Raw genomic sequence first — 20,327 nt, forward strand, 5'->3', positions numbered from 1 at the left:
ATGCCATAGATTTTTCACAAAATCCATAAAATCATAAAGATGTTTCCTTTAAATTTATTTATTATTAATTATTTTAAGCCTTGTTCGTAAGCTTCTACCATTTTCTTAACCATATTTCCGCCTACTGATCCAGCTTCTCTTGAAGTAAGGTCTCCATTATATCCTTCTTTTAAGTTTACTCCAACTTCTCTAGCTGATTCCATTTTAAATTGATTTAATCCTTCCTTAGCTTGTGGAACTAATACTCTATTACTTCTATTTGCCATAGTTTTCTTCCTCCTTGTTTTTATTGTTTTTATTTTTTTAATATGTTTTATAGTTACAGTTTGTACAGTTTAAGCTTAATTACTCTATGAACCTATAGGAAAAAACTCCAGCCATTGCTAGATATGTAATTGTAATTGTAATAATAAAAATAATGTTATTATTAACAGGATTCTAAGCTTCAGGTGGAGTTTTAAACTCCATTCGAAGCTTAGAAGTTGTTATCCAGTGGCGGTAGACATCGAATAAATTTATAGTATAAAATTTACTTTCATAATAAACTAAATTTATTTTCTATAATGAAATTCCTTAATTAAATGTTAGAGCAACCTTAAAATTTTTAAGGTTGCTCTAAATAATATCAAATATATATCCGCAAAAATCAATTGTTATCTCGTATATTTTTTTATTGATTCATATTTAGATTTATTTTTTTCAGAAGGATCTATATACTGAAAATCTCCATTAGCATTTCTTCTTATCCCTAAGTTTGCATACTCTTTATCTTTTACTTTGCGTTTATTTACCATTAGTATCACCTCTAAGTTTTAGTATCCGTAATAAGGAATCCCTTTATACAACTACTAATTCAATGACACTCTATGCAAAGCACTATCATACAATCATGGATATTAACAATACCCATAATATTAAATTACAAAAAATTATAAAAGTAAGGTATGTTTTAAAGCATACCTTACTAAACAACTTTCTTATTTAAATCCTTACATATTTTTTCTAGATCTTCTATGCTATCTATAATATAATCTGGCTTATGTTCCATAAGTTCCTCCAATGAAAGCGCCGTATATTTAACCAAGCAAGTTCTACAACCTGCATTTCTTCCACAAAGAATATCGTTATGGCTGTCTCCTACCATTATTGTCTCCTGTGGTAGAACTCCTAATAGTTCACAAGCTTTTAGCGCGGGATCACCTAATGGTTTGTGATTTTTAGTATCCTCAGGCGTTACAATAATGTCCATATAATCATATATGTTAATTAATTTGAGACCTCTTTCCGTCATAGGTCTTCTTTTAGAAGTTACCACCCCTAATTTTATCCCAGCATTGCTAAGCAGCTCAATGCCTTCCTTTACACCTTCAAATATTGTGGCAATATCATCATGATTACTCTCATTGTAAACCCTAAAAGTACTTACCATTAAATCCGCTTTGTCTGCATCGTATTTAGCCATTGAGTCCCTAAGTGGTTCACCAAAGGTTTTCACTATCTCTTCTCTTGGCAAATCTCTATTAAAAAGTTTGGTAAATGCATATTTGAAGCTTTGTATTATAAGTTCATTTGTATTTATTAGTGTACCATCTAAATCAAACAAAATAGCTTTTATCATATGAAACTCCTTCTCCTATCGTCGAATGAGTAAGCGACCATATCAAAATCATAGATTTTGTATGTCTGCTTATCCCTATCCTCCTGTGTTAAATACTCTTAGTATATAATAACACAGCTTATATCCTCTAACAAGATTACTATATTTACTTCTTATTATTAGCTTCAAATACTTTTATCAAGTTATGATTTAAAATATCATCGGAGTATTGAAGTTCCTTATTATATTTCTCTTTCATCCTAGCTAATTCATCTGTTTCTTCAATTTGTTTCCCTGACTTAATATCATAATAGGTGTTTGTCCACGAAACGTAAAAAATATTTCCATCAGTAAAAGAACCATTTCTAAACAGGACTTTACCATTATCACTGTTTAGTATATCCTTTCCAAACATATATTGCTTAGGCAGATTGAATAAATTCGCTAAAGTTGGATAAAGGTCCATTTGTCCTGAGTAAGTATGATTTACTCCTTTATTAGCATCCTCAGGGAAATGTATAATTAGAGGAACCTTTTGATATTGAAACCACTGTAAGTCATTCACATTGCTCATATTTTCAAATTTATATAATTCTTCTACGTTGTCTCTAGGAATTCCAAAGTGATCTCCATATAGCACGATAACAGAGTTTTGTGTTATACCTTCCTTGTCCAATTTATCTAGGAACATTCCCAATTGTTCATCTGTATAATGTATTCCCTTTAAATAATTTCCTAGTAAAGTATTTTCGTATTCTCCTACATTAAAATTGCCATAACCTTCTACATCATCATATGGAAAATGACTACTTAAAGTAATCAAAAATGAATAATAAGGCTGCTGGAAGGACTTCAATTTATCTACTGATTGTTCTAAAAAGGATTTATCGCTTAATCCTAATCCTACAGTTTCATTTACATTAAAACTATGTTCCCCATAAAAATCATCAAACTTTTCAGATTTATACATAACATTTCTATTCCAAAAACCTTCATTGTATCCATGAAGGGCAGCAGTATAATAATTTTTGTCCTTCAACTCTTTTGCCAAGGAATCATATTGATTACCACTGTAGCTATAATAAGCCGCACCGGATTGAGCTGGATACAATGAATTATTTGACATAAATTCTGCATCAGAAGTATTTCCACCAGCAACTTGATAAAAATAGTTATCAAAATACAAACTTTTATTCAACCATTTATTTAAGTTAGGAGTTATCTCCTGGCCATTTACTTTTTTATTTATTACAAACTGCTGTAAAGCCTCAACTTGAATAACAATTAAATTCTTCCCCTCTCCTACCCCTTTTAAATAAGTGCCAGAGGAATTATTATTATTTTCTAAAAAGCTCTTAATTTCCTGCTGTTCCTGAGAAGATAAACTTTTTGAATTTTTTACTTTTGTACTTACATAATTGTATGCATCTATCGCGTGGAAGTTTAAATTCCCAATCAATTTAGTTAAATATATTCTATTGCTCATGGAACTTAATAAAGTTGGCTGTTCCTTTGAAACAGCATAAACAGATTTAGCATTTATAGTAACTCCAGCTATGAACATTATACTAAATACAGCAAACTTACTTAATAAAGGCCTTTTTTTAATATTTTCTTTATTTTTATACTTCTTAACAAAAGGTATTAAAATTACAATGTCTGCTAAGTACAGTAAGTCCTTTATGCTAAATAAACTTCCAATACTTGAAGAAACTCCTCCTAATAATTTCACATTTTTTAATGATGCTACAGTAATTACATCTTTAAAATACCTATAATACATAAGGTCAGCCATAAGCATCAAGCTTATCACTATATCTAATATATATAGATACTTTATTCTCTTATTGTACCTGAAAAGTACTGAAAAGCTCACCAATACCAGCACTGATGCAAACACTGGATGTGTTACTCCAATATATAAATACTCAGGAGAAATCTGTTTAGCATAAAACATTATTTTTATGAAAATTAATATAAAAAACATTACAATATCTGCATTTTCTTTGCAAATATTAATTAAAGCGCTATTTTTTAATTTATTTATATTCATCACTTCACCTCTTGAAAAATCCTCTAAATAAATATTAACTTTTTTTTGTTACACTTTAGTGGCAACAATATTAACAAATTGTAAATAACCACACTTAACCACCAGATTATTCTAATTAGTTGTATTTTCTGTAATATTATTTATGTGCTCCCTATCATATCGAGTACTCCTACTAATTCAAACTTCACTATATATTTAAATCAGCATAATATATAAATATAAATAATTACTAGGAGGCTTTTTATGCTTTTTAGACAAAACTTCTACTCGAGGACTGCCGCTGTTAACTATGCAGTTAAATACGCATTAAAGCCAAATCCCGCCTTTAGGTACTTTCAACTTAATCAAAATGTAGGTGGAGATTGTGCTAATTTTATTTCCCAATGTTTACTTGCTGGAGGGGCTCCTATGATTCATAATTCAAGTAATCCTTGGTGGTACAATAATAAGAGCACTTCAAATACAAATGATGATTCTTGGTCAGTATCATGGGCTGTAGCACATTCACTTTATTGGTTCTTAAGAATTAATCAAGAATCAAAAAAACCTGGCGCTAAAGGCTTAGAAGTTGATAATATAAGATTAGTTGAACCTGGTGATCTTGTATTTTTCGAGGATAACAAGGGAGTAAAATTTCACTCTGCTATTGTTACATCAATTTCAAATGGTATACCTTTAATATCTCATCACACCTTTGAAGCTTTAAACATACCATATTACAGTTCATGGCCAGCAGCTAAACAACGTTTTTTGAAAATAACTGTCTAAATATTTTAAAAGACTTTATCCGTAACTCATAATCGGATAAAGTCTTCTAGTTTGCTCCATGTTTATAAGGAAACTAATCTTTAAAATTACATGAATAAATACTCAATAATAACAAATACTTCTTATTAAAAGCATAATTAATTACATTTTCCATAAAAGCAAAGGAGTTCTTATGTCTAATAACAGTAATAATGTAAAAACTGAAGATGCTTCTGGTAATATACAATACAATGTAAAGTTGACAATGTCTTTAGAGGATAACATCAACATTTTTAAACAAATTTTTATTAATGATGATACACTAACATATCGAAAGTTTGAAAACAATAAAAATTGTTTAACAAAATTTTGTATGATATATATAGACTACATGGTTAATAGTACTACATTAAATCAGTATATTCTAAAGCCAATTATGAACTCAGATATCGTAAATGCTCAAAATAATTTTGCTGATATATTATATAAAAATGTTATAGAATCCAGTAGAATTAAAAAGACCTCAGATATTAATGAAATAGTGAAATCATTAATTTCAGGATGTACCGCTTTATTAATCGATAATTGTGAGGAAATATTAATAATAGATACAATTAGATTTGAAACTAGATCAATTGAAGAGCCTTTATCTGAAGGTGTGGTTATGGGACCTAGGGAAGGCTTTATAGAAAGTTTAAAAGTAAACTTATCCTTGATTAGAAGAAGAATTCAAAATCCAAATTTAAAGTTTAAATTTAAGGAATTAGGCACCCGCACAAAAACTAATATTTGTATATGTTATATTGAAGGACTGGCACAGGAGAAAATATTACAAGAATTATATAGTAGATTAAATAAAATTCAAATTGACGGCATTATAGATTCTAACTATATAGAAGAACTTATTACGGATTCCCCTTTTTCCTTTGTTAAAACTATAAATAGTACCGAAAGACCAGACGTTGTTGTTAGTAGGCTGCTTGAAGGAAGAATTGCTATAGTGTGTGATGGAACTCCCTTTGTACTAACACTGCCTTGCATTTTTTTAGAGCGATTTCAAGCAAGCGAGGATTATTATAATAACTACCTATTTGCATCTTTTAATAGACTCATTAGATGGAGCGGTTTCTTTCTATCTACGAGCACTCCTGCTCTATATGTGGCTCTGGTAAACTTCCATCAAGAACTTATACCTACCCAGCTGCTTATAAGTATCACTGCTTCAAGACAAGGAGTTGCAGTTCCAACTTTAGTTGAGGTATTAATAATGACTCTCACCTTTGAACTGCTCCGTGAAGCAGGAACCAGAATTCCTAAGCCTATTGGTCAGGCAGTAAGTATTGTTGGTGCATTAATTCTAGGTGATGCAGCTGTAAATGCAAGATTTATTAGCGCACCTATAGTAATAGTTACTGCGCTAACGGGAATTTCCAGCTTTTTAATTCCTCAATTTACCGGAGTAGTACCTATTAGAATAATATTTTTAATTATGACATCATTTTTGGGGTTATATGGATATATTTTTGCCTTAACAGCTGTATTCCTGTATTTTACATCTCTTAGGAGTTTTGGCATTCCATTTATGTTAAACTCAGGAACTGGGGCAATTACCTTTCAAGACTTAAAGGATACATCTATTCGAGCACCACAAATATTTATGAAAAAACGGCCAAAATTAATTTCTAATAACTTAAAACGCCAAAATAGTGATAAAGAAGGTTTAAAATAAAATATGAAGTTTATTAAATTATCAATTTTATTTATCTATATAATTAGTAATGTTTTCCTATCTACAGGTTGTTGGAATTATAGGGAAGTTGAACAGTTAGGGCTGGCTGCAGGAGTTTCAATAGATAAAGATGATGATAACAACAATTATATAGTTACTGCGGAATTGATCAATACGGAACCTTCTAGAGGTTCTACAAAAGTATCTTCCCAGCTTTTTTCAGCACGAGGAAAAACTATATTTGATGCTGTAAGAAATTTAATATTGATAACCGGTAAAAAAATCTATTGGGGGCATACAAAGGTTATAATAATAAACGAAAATATTGCATCAAATGGAATCGTACCTGTAATTGATTGGGTTAATAGAGATTCTGAACCAAGACAGGATACTTGGATACTTATAAGCCATGGTATAACTGCACGTGATGTATTAAAACAAAAAATACCACTAACTGATGTTACTTCTCTTCATCTAAATGAAATAATTAGAAGTCAAAATCCAGTATATAAATTCCCCCAGATGGATATTTGGAGATTTAGAAGAGATATATCAAGCAACACTACCTCTGCTATAGCTCCAGTAGTAAAAATTGAAAAAATTAATGAATTTACCTTTCCTGAAATTTATGGCACTGCTGTATTTAAGCAGGATAAATTAGTGGGATACCTTGATGGTGAGGAAACAATGGATTTACTATTTATAAAGAATAAGATTCATGAAGGATCATTGATATTAAAACAAGCGGATAATACTAGCACAGATATCTCATTAGAAATTTTTAAAAGCAAAACTAAAATAAATTCTATTTACCAAAACGAAAACTTTACTTTAGACATAAATATTGATACAGTTGTGGCCATTGATGAAGTAGCAGGCACTAAAAATTTTATTGATGAGCCTGGAAGAATTAAATTAGAAAAAGATGCGGAGCAATTATTAAAAACTAGAATAGAAATCCTATTAAAAAAAGTTCAAACAAATTATAAAAGCGATATATTTGGATTTGGTGATATTATCAAAAGACAACATTCTGACATCTGGAAAAGCATTCCTTATACTGATGAAAAGGTATTTTCTAAGATGCAATTCAATGTTAACGTAGACTTAACTATAAAAGGCAGCGGCAAAATATCAAAGCCAATTAGAATAGGAGAATAGACTATGTACGCAGCAGGTATAGCCTTAACTTATATATTAATTATTATCATAGAAGTTATTCCAATGATACGAAATAGGAAAAAAAATATGGTAATAACTTATATTATCTTTATGGCTATTTCATTAATATTGAGTGCTCTACTTAGTTTAGGAGTAAAGATACCTAGTCCTGCTTCTGCGATAGAAAAAATAGTGTTTACTATTATAAAAAAATAACATACTTTTAGATAAAAGTATAGATTCTTCATTAATATGGAGGAAGAATATGAATAAAGAAATAGTCTCTGATAAACAAGGCATTTGTCTAGTAGTAATGTTTATATTGGGAAGTTCTTTACTAATAGGTACAGCATCAAATGCTAAAAATGATACTTGGTTAGCCATTATTATTGGTACATTACTTTCTATTCCAGTTATTTTGATATATTCCAGACTTCTATACCTCTTTCCTGGAAAAGACTTATTTGATATTTTACATATTGTATTCGGAAATATTATAGGTAAAATATTAAGTATTATATATATCTGGTTTTCATTCTACTTAGGTGTGTTGGTGTTAAGAAATTTTTCTGAATTTACTAATATAGTAGTATACCCAGATACACCTATAGTAGTACCTATGATATTTTTTATACTTTTATGTATTTTTGCTCTTAAATTAGGCATTGAGGTATTAGGACGGTGGAGTGAGCTTTTTATTATTGTAAATGTTATAGCTGTAATTTTAATTACAATAATTTTATCATCTACGCAAATGAATATAAACAATCTCTTGCCTATACTTTATAATGGTATTCAACCAGTTGTTTCTGGAGCATTTTCTGCACTTTCATTTCCCTTTGCTGAAACAGTTGTGTTTACCATGGTTTTTTCTTCCCTTGAAAATCAAAAATCATCTTATAAAATTTATTTATATGGACTAATAATAGGATCATTAACACTGCTTGTGAATGGCTTAAAAAATGTATTAGTTTTAGGATCGGATACTATGAATATCAATTATTTCCCATCATATATCTCTGTTAGCATAATAAGACTTGGCACCTTTATAGAAAGAATGGAAGCAACAGTAATAATTGTGTTAATTATAAATATATTTATAAAGGCGACTATAGACATGTTAGCTGTCTGTCGTGGTATAGCAAAGGTTCTTAACATTGATGATTACAGATTTTTAGCAACACCTATAGCATTATTAACTCTCCTTTTTTCTACATTTAACTTTAAAAGTACAATGGAGATGATGGACTGGGCTTTCAATGTATGGCCTTACTATGCAATACCACATCAAGTTATATTACCAGTAATCATACTTATTGCTGCTGAAATAAAGGTGCGTAAACTACCTTCTTCTAATACACATAAAACATAAAATATGTCCACTGATTAAAAATCAGTGGACATATTTACTAAACCTTTTTAAGCGTGAAATAAAACTTTACTCCTTTATCAGTATTTTTTACTCCATATTCGCTGCCGTGTAGCATAAGAATATTTTTAACAATTGCAAGTCCTATTCCTGTGCCTCCAAGTTTTCTAGTTCTAGACTTATCAATTTTATAAAAATTATCCCATATTTTATCCATCTCATCCTCTGAGATGTTTTCCCCTGTGTTTTCTATTGAAATCAAAACTCTATCCTCTTGTTGTTTCATATTGACCATTATACTTCCGTCTTCATTTGTATGTCTTATGGCATTTGTAATAAAATTCGTTATAACCTGCTCCATTCTACTCCAATCTGCATGAACCTTTGTGTTCTCAATGAAATTTATATCAAACTTTATATTTTTGTCGTTGAAAACAGCAGCAAACTTTTTTATTGTAGTTTTCAGAAGTTCATCTATATAGAATTCTTCTTTAACTAACTTAAAGTTTCCAGATTCTAGTTGAGATAAATCAAGCATATCTGCGACTAAGTTTGCCATCTTTTTGCTTTCATCTATTATAACATCAATATAATAATCTTTTTCTTCACCTTCAAATATATCGTCTTTTAGTCCTTCTGCGTATCCACCTATAAGGCTTATAGGTGTTTTAAGTTCATGAGATACTGCTGCAACAAATTCCTTTCTCATCTTTTCTAATCTTCTTTCTTTTTCTATGTCTTCTTCTAGTTTAGAATTTGCTTCTTTTAATGATGTAAGAGATTTATTCAGATTTTCAGATAGAAAGTTTAGAGTATCCGCTAAATTTCCTATTTCATCTTCTCTTTTTATATTGCATTTCTTGGAAAAGTCTAGGTCAGCCATTTTAGAAGCAGAATCGTTTAATTCTAATAGTGGTTTAGTTACCATGTTTGAATATATTAAAGATAATATTACTATTAAAAATAAAGCTACAATATAAAAATAAAAATAAAATTCCTTAATTACAGAAGATGCTTCATTTACAGGTTGTAGTGAGGTTACCGCGAATATAATTTCATCTTTGCTATTGTCTGGTACTGCACTTATCATATATCGGGTTTCGTTACCCCTTTTGTCAGTTAAAATAGTTACTGGTTTGTTACTGGCTTTTATATCTATAATTATACTTGGATCCATTGTCCACTTTTTTATTATGTCATTTATTAACCTAAGTCTTAAGGCTTCTGTTTTTTCGCTGCCTGGTCTGGTTATAAATTTTGATTTACCATTACTATTTAGTATAAGCATTTTAGCATTATTTGTATCCTCAAAGTCCCTTATAAGTTCTGCTATCTTCTGCTCATCCGTAGTTTTGTTGTAAGAAACTCTAAACTTTTCCATTCCATTTTGTAAATCATTTTTCTTTTTTGACATATAGAATTGGCCAAAAAACAAGGATTGAATTGCCAGCGTGCTGCTTATAAATACAATAAACACTAAAGCTGTTACTACAAACAGCTTTAGTGTTATGCTCTTATTTATCTTTTTCAGATTTATCTTTTTGAAATTTATTTTTTTAATATCTATATCTTTGAGTCTTATGTTTCTTATCTTCATTTCTTCACCTCAAATTTATAACCAACACCTCTAACGGTGGCAACAAGATAAGCCTTTTCTGCAAGTTTTTCTCTTAATCTTTTTATATGAGTATCAACTGTTCTTAGATCTCCATAATAATCTAATCCCCAAACAGAGTCTAAGATTTTTTCTCTGCTTAGCACTAAATCTTTATTTTTTACAAGATAACATAGAAGCTCATACTCTTTAGGCGATAAATAAACATCAACATCATCTATTTTTACTTCACGATACTGCTCATTGATATATAATCCATCATAAACATTACTGTTAATTTCTTTATTATTTTCAGGATAAACCCTTTTTAATAAAGCTACTATTCTGGCAGCTAAAATTTTAGGGCTAAAGGGTTTTGTCACATAACTATCTGTTCCCAAACTAAACCCTAACAATTGGTCTTCATCTTCACTTTTAGCTGTCAGCATTATTATAGGAACATTGGAAATTCTTCTGAGCTCTCTACACGTTGTCCATCCATCCATAATAGGCATCATTATATCAAGTACAACAAGATCAACAGCGTTTGATTTAAATACCGTTAAGGCCTCTTCACCATTTTCTGCGTGGAGCACATTAAAGCCTTCTTTTTTTAAATATGCTTCTATAAGAACTCTCATTCTTTCTTCGTCATCTACTATTAATATAGTTTTAGCCATATTTATAATCTCCTAATCTATATTTAGGCATCCTCAAAAATAATCAGTCGTATGTTATTGCTTTCTTTCATATGCCTTATTAAACAGAATTATATCATAAATTCTAACCTTTATCTTCCTTTTTATTCTTTCTTCGTTGTGGAGCACTGTTAAACCCATATACTTAAAATACTACCTTTGTGCTGTGACACTTTAATGACAAACTTGTTAACTTATTGTAAAATAAAAAAGGCTTATCACAACATAAATGCTGTTAATAAGCCTTTTTTATTATCCTATTATAGTTAATTCTTTGCTGTAGTTGTTAAGTACTTCGCAACCATCTTCAGTAACTAATACTAAGTCTTCTATTCTAACTCCAACTTCTCCTGGTAAATATATACCTGGCTCAATTGAGAATATCATTCCTGGTTTAAGTTTGTCAGTATTTACTGAAGAAACATCGCCGAAATCATGTACTTCGATGCCGATTGAGTGTCCAGTTCTATGAGTAAAGTATTTTCCGTATCCAGCAGCTTCAATGTGATCTCTTGCTGCAGCATCGATATCACAGAATCTTGCACCTGGCTTAACTGCTGCTATAGCTTTTAAGTTAGCTTCTAAAACAATGTTATATACTTCTCTAGCTTTATCTGATGCATGCTTATAGAATACAGTTCTAGTCATATCTGCACAGTAAGAATCTTTTGCACATCCGATGTCTATTATTACACTGTCCCCTTCTTTAACTTCTGAATTGTCTGGTCCATGGTGTGGGTCAGCAGCATTTGCTCCATAAGCTATAATTGGATCAAATGAGAATCCATCTGCACCTAATTCTTCATAAATTCCTGCTAATATCTGTCCCATTTTCTTTTCAGTATGCTCTTCTGGAACAATTTTAATCATTTTTTCCACTGCTAAATCATTAAGTCTTGAAGCTTCTCTCATAAAGTCTTTTTCTTGATCATCTTTACACATTCTTACTCTATCTAAAATAGCTGAACCATTTACAAAATTGCTTCCGCCTTTTAATTCCATAAGTCTTAATAAGAAACGAGCTGGCCAGTTCTTATCAACTCCCATTGGGCTCTCTTTATCAACATATTTTGAAACTATTTCTACAGCATCTTGAGTATCATTAAACCATACTTTTTCAACACCTAAATCTTCTTGTACAGGGAATAGTTCGTTAATGAACAATTTATTGTTTCCCTTTAAGTTTATGTATAAAGCTAACATTCTTTCACCAGGGTGAATCCATTTTCCTGTTAAATAAAATATAGCTGCAGGATCTGAAACTAACATTTGTGGTAATCCTTTAGCTTCCATCTCTCTTAATACTTTGCCTAATCTTTGTTGATTCATAATACATCCTCCTTAGTATTGGATAATATTTAAAAACCTCATATTAATTTTGTAATTATGAAGTTTTGCTTTGTCTAATTTATAATTTAAACTCATTAATTATAGTCTTTCTCAATTTAGTACAAGATATTGATTAAATTCCATGATAACTTTTTTAATTTAAAACTTATTCAGTTACACAATAAACGTTTACAATATAAGATTTTATGACATAATAAAATCTTATGGCATCTTTAAAAACAAAAAAATTTAAAATTTTGACATATATTCCATAATGCAAAGGAATATTTTTAACTCTAAATTAATATTATCACAATAATCTTAAAATGCATAGTTATTTTTACAGTGTTACTTAATTTTTTTTAAATATACCAAAATTCTATATTAAAACTTAGTTTTTTCTATTCTTAACAAACTTAATATTAATAATTATTTTTTAAATGCATATAAAATATTGAATTTATTTACTTCCTATGATATTATTTTAAAAGTAACACTAGAAATTTCTATATTTAGATAAGGTTGTGATGATCATAGAAGATAAAATGATGAATGAAATTTCTGAAAAAATTCGTAATTTGCGTAGAAAAAATAATTTAACATTAAAAGAACTTGGTGAGAAAACTGGCCTATCAGTTAGCTTTCTTTCTCAAGTAGAGAATGGGACATCATCATTAGCTATTACATCTCTTAAAAAAATAGCAGATGCTTTAGGTGTTTCTATAAATATCTTTTTTGAAGATTGCCAAAACAATAACTTCCATGTAAAATCCGAAGAGCAACATGTGTTAAAGATGGAAGGCTCAAATTCAGAATTTATCCTATTAAGTGGTAAGTTCTCTGATAGAGCTATGGAACCGATGATTGTTTCTATTCCACCAGAAAAGGCTCACGGCCATAAATTCAATCACCCTGGTGAAGAATTTATTTATGTATTAGAAGGAGCTGTTATTGTAGAAGTAGATGGAACGGAGTACGTTGTAAAAGCTGGTGACTCCATGCATTATCCATCTATGATTCCTCATGTATGGAAAAATCCTCTAAAACAAACAGCAAAATTATTATCTATTGTAACACCTCCAATTTTTTAGTTTCATTTATGAATGATAAAGTCCGTAAATACTAATACTAAATGTAATCAAACAACTTCGATAACTCGAAGTTGTTTATTTATATTAAGTTACAAGGAGGACTTTATTCAATATGAACGATCAATTCTATATAAACTTACCTAAATCAGTTCCTGAACAAAAACAGGATAAGCAACCTGGAATAGAATCTCTGATGAATCCTAACCCTATTTTTGAGGATCCCAATTATAAAGGCTCCGATAGGTTATCAGGAAAAGTTGCTGTAATTACTGGTGGTGACAGCGGTATAGGAAAAGCTGTGTCTACCGCCTATGCAAAAGAAGGTGCAGATATAGCCATTATCTATTATGATGAACATGAGGATGCAGAAGCTACAAAGAAATTAATAGAAAGTAAAGGTCGTAGATGTTTACTACTGCCTGGAGATATTACTGATGATAATTTCTGCAAATCTGCAGTTCAAAAAATTATGGAACAATTCAAAAAGATTGATATTTTAGTTAATAATGCCGCTGCTCAATATCCACAAAACAGTATTGAGGATATTACAAATGAACAGTTAGAAAAAACCTTTAAAACTAATGTTTTTAGTATGTTTTATATGATACGTGCAGTTATGCCCCATTTCAATCCAGGATGTTGTATTATAAATACTGCTTCAATAACAGCATATGCTGGCGACGAACTCCTATTGGATTATTCAGCAACAAAAGGTGCTGTAGTTACACTTACCCGCTCTTTAGCACTTTCATTAATAAGTAGAAATATAAGAGTAAATGCAATTGCTCCTGGTCCTGTATGGACTCCTCTTATTCCATCATCATTTAGCAAAGAACAGGTAGGCAAGTTTGGGGCTGATACTCCAATCGGAAGACCTGCACAGCCGGTAGAACTGGCAGCCGCTTATGTATATCTGGCATCCCCTGAATCATCATATGTTACAGGGCAAACTATACACGTAAATGGAGGAGCTTTTATAGGCGGTTAATGTAGAGAAACTAACTCTAAAGTTAACTTATATTATCAGCAATTCATAAAGTAAAAATTTTGCGACACAATTTTTAGAGGACAGTTGACAATTGACAGAGGACAGTGAAGGAGGATTTTTCTCCGCTATACTACGAAAAATCTTTAATTTAAAAGAAACTACTGCTCTTTTATTTCGCAGGAGTACACTCTCACTCTGTATAAGCGATTATCACCAAATCAAAGATTTGGGTTCTCTGCTTAAGCGACGTTTTGCATTAGCAAAACAAGCCTAAAAAAATATAATAGTTTTCTGACGTAAGGAAGAAAACTCACCTTCACTGTCAATTGTCCTCTGTCAACTGTCCTCTAATAAAAATTTTGTGTAGCATAATTTTTATTATGAATCACAGTTAAAAACATTTACCCATGTATGAGCATTAAAACTATGAATAGTATACCTAATGATATATGCCACTTTCTCCCTATTCCTTTATATTTAAACACACCTAATATACATTGTATAATTAATATTATAAGTGCTGCTAATCCAGAGATATATTTTGTATTAAACTTGAAACCAGATATGAGAACCATATAAACATGAATAAGAATAGTAAAAACACCAATCATAGCTATAGGTACATGCCATTGTCTTAATATTTTGCCTAAAAACCTTAAGATTGGTTTAAGATTAAACCTTTCAATTAAATTCAATATCCTATCACTTTTATTTCTTAACAGCCAAAATACAGGATATATGGCTATAACAAAGAAAAATAATATTCTTGATATAGATGCAGCATTCTTATATAATTCTCTATAGCTTCTGCTTTGCATAGGCAGATAATTCGCAGTTGCATTGTTTATAACTATTACTGCCGCAATTAAGAAAATAATACCTAAAGATATTGTAACTAATACCCTTTTCCTTTCTACTGGATTTGCAATAGTATGTTTTCTTTTACTATTTATCTTTTGATTAGTTGTTTTCATAACTTCACCTTCTAAAATATAACACTTAATTAATATTATATATTACATAAAATTTATTATTGTTAATAAAGTATAAATTAAATCTTAATATTTTCTTAATTGTTTTTAGTTTTCATATTTAGTGATTATCTTATTCAATTCAAGCTTTATCCTTAATTATAATAACAAAATATGATTATACTTATTATAAATAACTATGTATGTTTATCTATGCATAGAAAATACTAACATGGAATTAATACTGTTAGGAGGTAAAGCTATGGAAGCTGGTGTAAGAAATAAGCTAATTGGTAAAGTTGAAGAAATTAAAGCTGATAATGTAATGGCTCAAATCAAGATGACTGTGGATGGATGAAATAATTCTCCACTAGTTACGTCCGTGATGACTAAAGAGAGTTTAGAAGATGCAGGATTTAAAGAAGGAGATACAGTTGAGGCCCTAATCAAAGCTATTAACGTTGTTTTTGTTAAACAATAGACAAAACTTTTGTGTCAAATTCAAAGATCGATCCTGATATGTTGTTCAATTTCAGAAACAACTATAAAATCATTATAAATACCCTTTCTATTAAAATACAAAAGCCAGTAATATAATAACCATAAAAACTGCATGAAATTTATTTAAATATGCAGCTTTATGTTATTGATATTACTAGGCTTTCTTTTATTGTATAAACAGGCTTAACCCCTAATAATTTAATTATTTCTCCTAATATATGCTCGATACATTATAAAATATTATTTTAAATATACACTTATATCTTAATTAAGAAAAATTTTGATTGTAATCACAGTAATTAAAATCTTCTAATTTTATAATAGAAGCAAAGAAAGACAAAAATTGTACGGAAGTATTTTAGGAGGGTTTATTATGAATAAAACTGATAAATTAGTAGAGTTATTAAGAAGATTAAATTCTGAAGAAATTACAGAATCACTAAGATCAGAGGCTTTAGAAATGGTTTCAAAGGTAGATCCATTGGAGTTATCTTTAGCAGAACAAAAATTAATTGAAGAAGGAACTAAACCTGAGGATTTAAGACATCTATGTGACATCCATATGGAAGTTTTAAAAAGCGAATTAGATAAGCTTAAATTAAAACTATCTCCTGATCATGTGCTTACTACTTTAATTCAAGAACATGATGAAATATTAAAGCTATTAACTTTATTAGAGGAAATTAACAGTAAAATACAAAAGATGAATAGCTATGATAAAAATATAGTGGAATTCAATATGCTTTTAAAGACAGCTAATGACATAATTGATGCTGAAAATCATCACAAAAGAGAAGAAAATGTGTTATTTCCTGAATTAGAATCAAGAGGAGTTACTGGTCCTACAAGGATTATGAGAATGGAACATGATATGTTAAGAGCTAAAAAGCACGAAATAAGAGAACTTGCTTTTGAAGTATCAAAAATAGATTTCAATCATTTTAAAAAAGCACTAGATGAAGCAGCTAAATATTTAATTTTTAACCTTAGAGATCACATTTATAAAGAAAATCATATTCTTTATCCTTCTTCCATGGAAACACTTACAGACTCAGCGCTATGGAATCAAATGAAAAAAGAATGTGATAAAATCGGATACTGCAGCTTCACTCCTGGAAAATAGTATAGGTTTCAATGCTGAAAATTGACTTACACTTCGGAATATACTTATAATCCTTTGTGTAGGTCAATTTTCTAGTTTGAAATTCTATATTTTATTTTTCTATCTTAAATGAACTCTTTAAGGATACTATTCTGTTAAATACTAATTTATCTTCAGTAGTATACTTAGGATCTACATTGAAGTATCCTACCCTTATAAATTGAAATTTATCATGAGCTTTTGCATCTTTCATACTTGGCTCTACAAATCCTTGGAGTATTTCTAAGGAATTTGGATTAACTTGATCTAAGAAAGTTAATCCTTCTTCCTTCTCTTCATCTAATATTAAAGGTTCATATAATCTAATTTCTGCTGGTACTGCATGTTTAGCACTTACCCAGTGAATTGTACCTTTAACTTTTCTTCCTGTAAATCCAGTTCCACTCTTAGTTTCAGGATCGTAAGTACAATGCAATTCTATAATTTTTCCATTTTCGTCTTTTATAACATCGTTACATTTAATGAAATAAGCTTCTTTAAATCTAACTTCATTTCCTGGATATAATCTATGATATTTCTTTGGAGGATCTTCCATAAAATCATCTTCATCAATATATAATTCTCTTGAAAATGGAATCATACGACTTCCAAACTCTGGATTATCTACGCTGTACGGTACCTCAAGCATTTCAACTTGATCTTCTGGATAATTTGTAATAACAACCTTAATAGGTCTCAATACTGCCATAGTTTTACGTGCTTTCTTTTCTAAGTCTTCTCTTAGGAAATGTTCTAACATCTGAGCATCTACCGTACTAGCAGCCTTAGCAACACCTATAGCTTTACAGAAATTACGTATGGATTCCGGTGTAAATCCTTTTCTTCTTAAACCTGCAATTGTAGGCACACGAGGATCATCCCAAGCATCTACAAATTTTTCATCAACTAACTGCTTTAATTTTCTTTTACTCATTACTGTATTAGTTAAGTTTAATCTTGCGAATTCAATTTGCTTAGGAGTGTTTTCCATTTCACATTCTCTTACAACCCAATCATATAATGGACGGTGGTCTTCAAATTCTAATGTACAAATAGAATGTGTTATCCCTTCTATAGCATCTTCAAGTGGATGAGCAAAGTCATACATTGGGTATATGCACCATTTATCACCGGTATTATGATGTGACGCATGAGCTATACGATATATTGCAGGGTCTCTCATAGTTATATTTGGAGATGCCATATCTATTTTAGCTCTTAATATCTTTTCTCCATCCTTAAATTCGCCTTTTCTCATTCTTTCAAATAAATCTAAATTTTCTTCTATACTTCTATTTCTAAATGGACTTTCTTTTCCTGGCTGAGTTAAAGTTCCTCTATACTCTCTCATCTGCTCTGCACTTAAATCATCTACATAGGCTAAACCTTTTTTTATTAGCAGAACAGCTCTATTATACATTTCTTCAAAGTAATTTGAAGCAAAAAATAATTCATCCCATTCAAAACCTAACCACTTAACGTCTTCTTTAATAGATTCAACATACTCTGTATCCTCTTTAGTTGGATTTGTATCATCAAAACGTAAATTTGTTTTACCTTTAAATTCATCCGCCAACTCAAAATTCAATACTATTGATTTCGCATGACCAATATGTAAATAGCCATTTGGCTCTGGTGGAAAACGTGTCACTATTTCTTTATATTTTCCTGCTTCTAAATCTTCAACTACTATATTTCTTATAAAATTTGATGAACTTGTTATATTCTCCATTTTTTCTCCCTTCTCGTCTATATTAAATTTTTCATTGCACTAAAAATAAATATATCACAAAATAACATTTCTTTCTATTGATAATTTACAAATTAATTGTTTTTTTAGCTAAATTTCTATTGTAGTTGCATCTATCCACTTCCAATTACTTCTGATACTCTTAATATCCTCTATTAATTTTAATAATGCCAAATCCTTCTGTTTTGCTTCTAGCATAATATCAAAATCCCTTTCTAAAAGCTTACTTAGTTCCACAAACTCAATAAAATCATTAGGATTTATATAATCTGAATGTTTTCTGTCGAATTCACCTTCTCTTGGACTTGAAAAGTGAATTTTAGGAGGAAGTATTTCTTTATTCCAAGTGCTGAATATATCTTTAAGCAAATCTCCTATCGACTCGCCATCATTATTACACTTATGATGATGAACATCTAAAACCATAGGAACTTCTAGTTCCTTACATATCTTTAATACTTCTTTAGTGGTAAAAGTTTTATCATCATTTTCTAATATTAATCTGCTGCTTATTTCTTTTGGATAATTGTTAAAATTATTAATAAATCTTTTTATAGACTGTTCTTTGCCACCTTGGCCACTTCCTATATGTAATACCATTTTTCCTTCAGAATAATCTAAATCCTCAAAGAGATTTACATGGAACCAAAGGTTTCTTTTAGTCACTTCTACAACTTCATCTTTTATACTGTTGAGTACATTAAATTGATCTGGATGTGTATCTACTCTCATATTATGTACTTTTATAAAATTACCAATTCGCTCAAAATCTCTACTAAAAATTTTTCTATAATTCCAGTTATCAACTTCAGGATGAGTAGCTAAAGGTACAAGTTGTGAAGTTATTCTATAAAAATGTATGTTTTTTTCAACATTGTATTGAAGTATGGTATACAAATCATTCAAGTTTGACAAGGTTACCTGCTTCAGCTTATTTAATTTTTTTTCATCACTACTTTGCTTTTCATAGTTTGTGTAGGTTACTGTACTTGAGGCTGTAACCTTAGGAAGATTTAAAGCTATTGATACGTATCCTAAACGAATTTTCATCAGTAATACCCTTCTCTTCGTAATAATCCCATACTAGTTTGTGTAGTGATAAACTATTAATACCTTATATATTTGAATCTAGTTCTATTAAATTTGCATTTACTTTCTCTTTATTAATATTTAATATGCCCATACTTATAGGTAGATTAAACCTTCTAGGTCCGATACTTCCTGGGTTTAAAAATAATATGCCATTGTCTTCTATATTTAATGGTTTGTGTGAATGCCCGCTTACTACAATATTAAAACCTGCAGCTTCTAAATCTATATCAATATCATTGATATTGTGAATCACATATATAAGTACTTCTCCCAACTTTATTACTTCTGTCTTGTTAAGCTTATATGCCCATTCTCCCTTATCACAATTGCCTCTGACAGCCACTACTGGTGCTATTTCCTTTAGTTTTTGGAGTATTTCAGGATCACCTACATCTCCAGCGTGTATAATCATCTCAACCCCTTTAAGCATTTCTAAGGCCTCATGTCTTAATAATCCGTGTGTATCAGAAATTACACCTATCTTATACTTACTCATAATAACACCTCCTAAACATA

At 30.0% G+C, this 20,327-nt stretch carries 19 protein-coding genes; 8 read left to right on the forward strand and 11 right to left on the reverse strand.

Annotation, left to right across the window (positions count from 1 at the left end; all coding sequences use genetic code 11):
• Window positions 1–68 precede the first annotated feature (68 nt).
• The 4 genes from I6U51_RS07500 to I6U51_RS07515 form a co-directional block, all read right to left on the reverse strand.
• Window positions 69–266, reverse strand: a complete 198-nt coding sequence (locus I6U51_RS07500) for an alpha/beta-type small acid-soluble spore protein (RefSeq protein WP_211142061.1) — start codon at window positions 264–266, stop codon at window positions 69–71.
• Window positions 267–653: 387 nt separating this feature from the next.
• Window positions 654–794 carry a hypothetical protein gene (locus I6U51_RS07505; protein WP_211142062.1) on the reverse strand — a complete coding sequence of 47 codons (141 nt, stop codon included), beginning with the start codon at window positions 792–794 and terminating at the stop codon, window positions 654–656.
• Between the two features lie 170 nt (window positions 795–964).
• On the reverse strand, window positions 965–1,618 hold the full coding sequence (gene ppaX, locus I6U51_RS07510) for a pyrophosphatase PpaX (RefSeq protein ID WP_211142063.1): 654 nt from the start codon (window positions 1,616–1,618) through the stop codon (window positions 965–967).
• Between the two features lie 145 nt (window positions 1,619–1,763).
• The gene (locus I6U51_RS07515; protein ID WP_211142064.1) at window positions 1,764–3,650 is read right to left on the reverse strand and encodes an LTA synthase family protein; all 1,887 of its coding nucleotides are present in this window, start codon (window positions 3,648–3,650) and stop codon (window positions 1,764–1,766) included.
• 243 nt (window positions 3,651–3,893) lie between these two features.
• Here I6U51_RS07515 and I6U51_RS07520 point away from each other — a divergent pair, with 243 nt between their 5' ends.
• From I6U51_RS07520 to I6U51_RS07540, 5 genes are all read left to right on the forward strand, one after another.
• Complete coding sequence (locus tag I6U51_RS07520; protein WP_211142065.1) at window positions 3,894–4,418, forward strand: amidase domain-containing protein; 525 nt, start codon at window positions 3,894–3,896, stop codon at window positions 4,416–4,418.
• Between the two features lie 172 nt (window positions 4,419–4,590).
• Complete coding sequence (locus tag I6U51_RS07525) at window positions 4,591–6,126, forward strand: spore germination protein (protein WP_211142066.1); 1,536 nt, start codon at window positions 4,591–4,593, stop codon at window positions 6,124–6,126.
• A gap of 3 nt (window positions 6,127–6,129) precedes the next feature.
• Window positions 6,130–7,287 carry a Ger(x)C family spore germination protein gene (locus I6U51_RS07530; RefSeq protein ID WP_211142067.1) on the forward strand — a complete coding sequence of 386 codons (1,158 nt, stop codon included), beginning with the start codon at window positions 6,130–6,132 and terminating at the stop codon, window positions 7,285–7,287.
• 3 nt (window positions 7,288–7,290) lie between these two features.
• Window positions 7,291–7,503: a hypothetical protein gene (locus tag I6U51_RS07535; RefSeq protein ID WP_211142068.1), complete on the forward strand. Its 213-nt coding sequence runs from the start codon at window positions 7,291–7,293 to the stop codon at window positions 7,501–7,503.
• 49 nt (window positions 7,504–7,552) lie between these two features.
• Complete coding sequence (locus I6U51_RS07540; protein ID WP_211142069.1) at window positions 7,553–8,659, forward strand: GerAB/ArcD/ProY family transporter; 1,107 nt, start codon at window positions 7,553–7,555, stop codon at window positions 8,657–8,659.
• 37 nt (window positions 8,660–8,696) lie between these two features.
• Here the strand turns inward: I6U51_RS07540 and I6U51_RS07545 are convergent, their stop codons facing one another.
• The 3 genes from I6U51_RS07545 to I6U51_RS07555 all read right to left on the reverse strand — a co-directional run bounded on the left by I6U51_RS07545 (window position 8,697) and on the right by I6U51_RS07555 (window position 12,277).
• On the reverse strand, window positions 8,697–10,253 hold the full coding sequence (locus I6U51_RS07545; RefSeq protein ID WP_211142070.1) for a sensor histidine kinase: 1,557 nt from the start codon (window positions 10,251–10,253) through the stop codon (window positions 8,697–8,699).
• Window positions 10,250–10,930, reverse strand: a complete 681-nt coding sequence (locus I6U51_RS07550; RefSeq protein ID WP_211142071.1) for a response regulator transcription factor — start codon at window positions 10,928–10,930, stop codon at window positions 10,250–10,252. The genes I6U51_RS07545 and I6U51_RS07550 overlap by 4 nt, the downstream gene beginning before the upstream one ends.
• A 270-nt stretch (window positions 10,931–11,200) precedes the next feature.
• Window positions 11,201–12,277, reverse strand: a complete 1,077-nt coding sequence (locus I6U51_RS07555; RefSeq protein WP_211142072.1) for a M24 family metallopeptidase — start codon at window positions 12,275–12,277, stop codon at window positions 11,201–11,203.
• Window positions 12,278–12,822: 545 nt separating this feature from the next.
• Here I6U51_RS07555 and I6U51_RS07560 point away from each other — a divergent pair.
• Window positions 12,823–13,368 carry a helix-turn-helix domain-containing protein gene (locus tag I6U51_RS07560; protein WP_211142191.1) on the forward strand — a complete coding sequence of 182 codons (546 nt, stop codon included), beginning with the start codon at window positions 12,823–12,825 and terminating at the stop codon, window positions 13,366–13,368.
• A 112-nt stretch (window positions 13,369–13,480) separates the two neighbouring features.
• Complete coding sequence (locus I6U51_RS07565; RefSeq protein WP_211142073.1) at window positions 13,481–14,356, forward strand: SDR family oxidoreductase; 876 nt, start codon at window positions 13,481–13,483, stop codon at window positions 14,354–14,356.
• A gap of 401 nt (window positions 14,357–14,757) precedes the next feature.
• Here I6U51_RS07565 and I6U51_RS07570 read toward each other — a convergent pair whose 3' ends face one another.
• Window positions 14,758–15,330 carry a hypothetical protein gene (locus I6U51_RS07570; RefSeq protein WP_211142074.1) on the reverse strand — a complete coding sequence of 191 codons (573 nt, stop codon included), beginning with the start codon at window positions 15,328–15,330 and terminating at the stop codon, window positions 14,758–14,760.
• Between the two features lie 871 nt (window positions 15,331–16,201).
• On the opposite strand from I6U51_RS07570, the gene I6U51_RS07575 reads away from it, so the two are divergent.
• Entirely contained in the window at window positions 16,202–16,951 is a 750-nt protein-coding gene (locus I6U51_RS07575; RefSeq protein WP_211142075.1) for a DUF438 domain-containing protein, read from the forward strand.
• A gap of 91 nt (window positions 16,952–17,042) precedes the next feature.
• On the opposite strand, the gene I6U51_RS07580 is transcribed toward I6U51_RS07575, so the two are convergent.
• From I6U51_RS07580 to I6U51_RS07590, 3 genes are all read right to left on the reverse strand, one after another.
• Window positions 17,043–18,701 carry a glutamine--tRNA ligase/YqeY domain fusion protein gene (locus I6U51_RS07580; protein ID WP_211142076.1) on the reverse strand — a complete coding sequence of 553 codons (1,659 nt, stop codon included), beginning with the start codon at window positions 18,699–18,701 and terminating at the stop codon, window positions 17,043–17,045.
• Window positions 18,702–18,809: 108 nt separating this feature from the next.
• Entirely contained in the window at window positions 18,810–19,769 is a 960-nt protein-coding gene (gene uvsE, locus I6U51_RS07585) for a UV DNA damage repair endonuclease UvsE (RefSeq protein ID WP_211142077.1), read from the reverse strand.
• A 64-nt stretch (window positions 19,770–19,833) separates the two neighbouring features.
• Window positions 19,834–20,307 (reverse strand): metallophosphoesterase family protein, encoded by a 474-nt coding sequence (locus I6U51_RS07590; RefSeq protein WP_211142078.1) that lies wholly within the window; start codon window positions 20,305–20,307, stop codon window positions 19,834–19,836.
• Window positions 20,308–20,327 lie beyond the last annotated feature (20 nt).

Origin of the sequence: Clostridium aciditolerans (assembly GCF_016316925.1) — a bacterium.
GTDB classification, from domain to species: domain Bacteria; phylum Bacillota; class Clostridia; order Clostridiales; family Clostridiaceae; genus Clostridium_AM; species Clostridium_AM aciditolerans.

Excerpts from the sequence above, each read along its gene's own strand:
- I6U51_RS07500 (WP_211142061.1), bottom strand. The coding sequence starts at position 266 with ATGGCAAATAGAAGTAATAGAGTATTAGTTCCACAAGCTAAGGAAGGA.
- I6U51_RS07505 (WP_211142062.1), bottom strand. The coding sequence starts at position 794 with ATGGTAAATAAACGCAAAGTAAAAGATAAAGAGTATGCAAACTTAGGG.
- ppaX (WP_211142063.1), bottom strand. The coding sequence starts at position 1,618 with ATGATAAAAGCTATTTTGTTTGATTTAGATGGTACACTAATAAATACA.
- I6U51_RS07515 (WP_211142064.1), bottom strand. The coding sequence starts at position 3,650 with ATGAATATAAATAAATTAAAAAATAGCGCTTTAATTAATATTTGCAAA.
- I6U51_RS07520 (WP_211142065.1), top strand. The coding sequence starts at position 3,894 with ATGCTTTTTAGACAAAACTTCTACTCGAGGACTGCCGCTGTTAACTAT.
- I6U51_RS07525 (WP_211142066.1), top strand. The coding sequence starts at position 4,591 with ATGTCTAATAACAGTAATAATGTAAAAACTGAAGATGCTTCTGGTAAT.
- I6U51_RS07530 (WP_211142067.1), top strand. The coding sequence starts at position 6,130 with ATGAAGTTTATTAAATTATCAATTTTATTTATCTATATAATTAGTAAT.
- I6U51_RS07535 (WP_211142068.1), top strand. The coding sequence starts at position 7,291 with ATGTACGCAGCAGGTATAGCCTTAACTTATATATTAATTATTATCATA.
- I6U51_RS07540 (WP_211142069.1), top strand. The coding sequence starts at position 7,553 with ATGAATAAAGAAATAGTCTCTGATAAACAAGGCATTTGTCTAGTAGTA.
- I6U51_RS07545 (WP_211142070.1), bottom strand. The coding sequence starts at position 10,253 with ATGAAGATAAGAAACATAAGACTCAAAGATATAGATATTAAAAAAATA.
- I6U51_RS07550 (WP_211142071.1), bottom strand. The coding sequence starts at position 10,930 with ATGGCTAAAACTATATTAATAGTAGATGACGAAGAAAGAATGAGAGTT.
- I6U51_RS07555 (WP_211142072.1), bottom strand. The coding sequence starts at position 12,277 with ATGAATCAACAAAGATTAGGCAAAGTATTAAGAGAGATGGAAGCTAAA.
- I6U51_RS07560 (WP_211142191.1), top strand. The coding sequence starts at position 12,823 with ATGATGAATGAAATTTCTGAAAAAATTCGTAATTTGCGTAGAAAAAAT.
- I6U51_RS07565 (WP_211142073.1), top strand. The coding sequence starts at position 13,481 with ATGAACGATCAATTCTATATAAACTTACCTAAATCAGTTCCTGAACAA.
- I6U51_RS07570 (WP_211142074.1), bottom strand. The coding sequence starts at position 15,330 with ATGAAAACAACTAATCAAAAGATAAATAGTAAAAGAAAACATACTATT.
- I6U51_RS07575 (WP_211142075.1), top strand. The coding sequence starts at position 16,202 with ATGAATAAAACTGATAAATTAGTAGAGTTATTAAGAAGATTAAATTCT.
- I6U51_RS07580 (WP_211142076.1), bottom strand. The coding sequence starts at position 18,701 with ATGGAGAATATAACAAGTTCATCAAATTTTATAAGAAATATAGTAGTT.
- uvsE (WP_211142077.1), bottom strand. The coding sequence starts at position 19,769 with ATGAAAATTCGTTTAGGATACGTATCAATAGCTTTAAATCTTCCTAAG.
- I6U51_RS07590 (WP_211142078.1), bottom strand. The coding sequence starts at position 20,307 with ATGAGTAAGTATAAGATAGGTGTAATTTCTGATACACACGGATTATTA.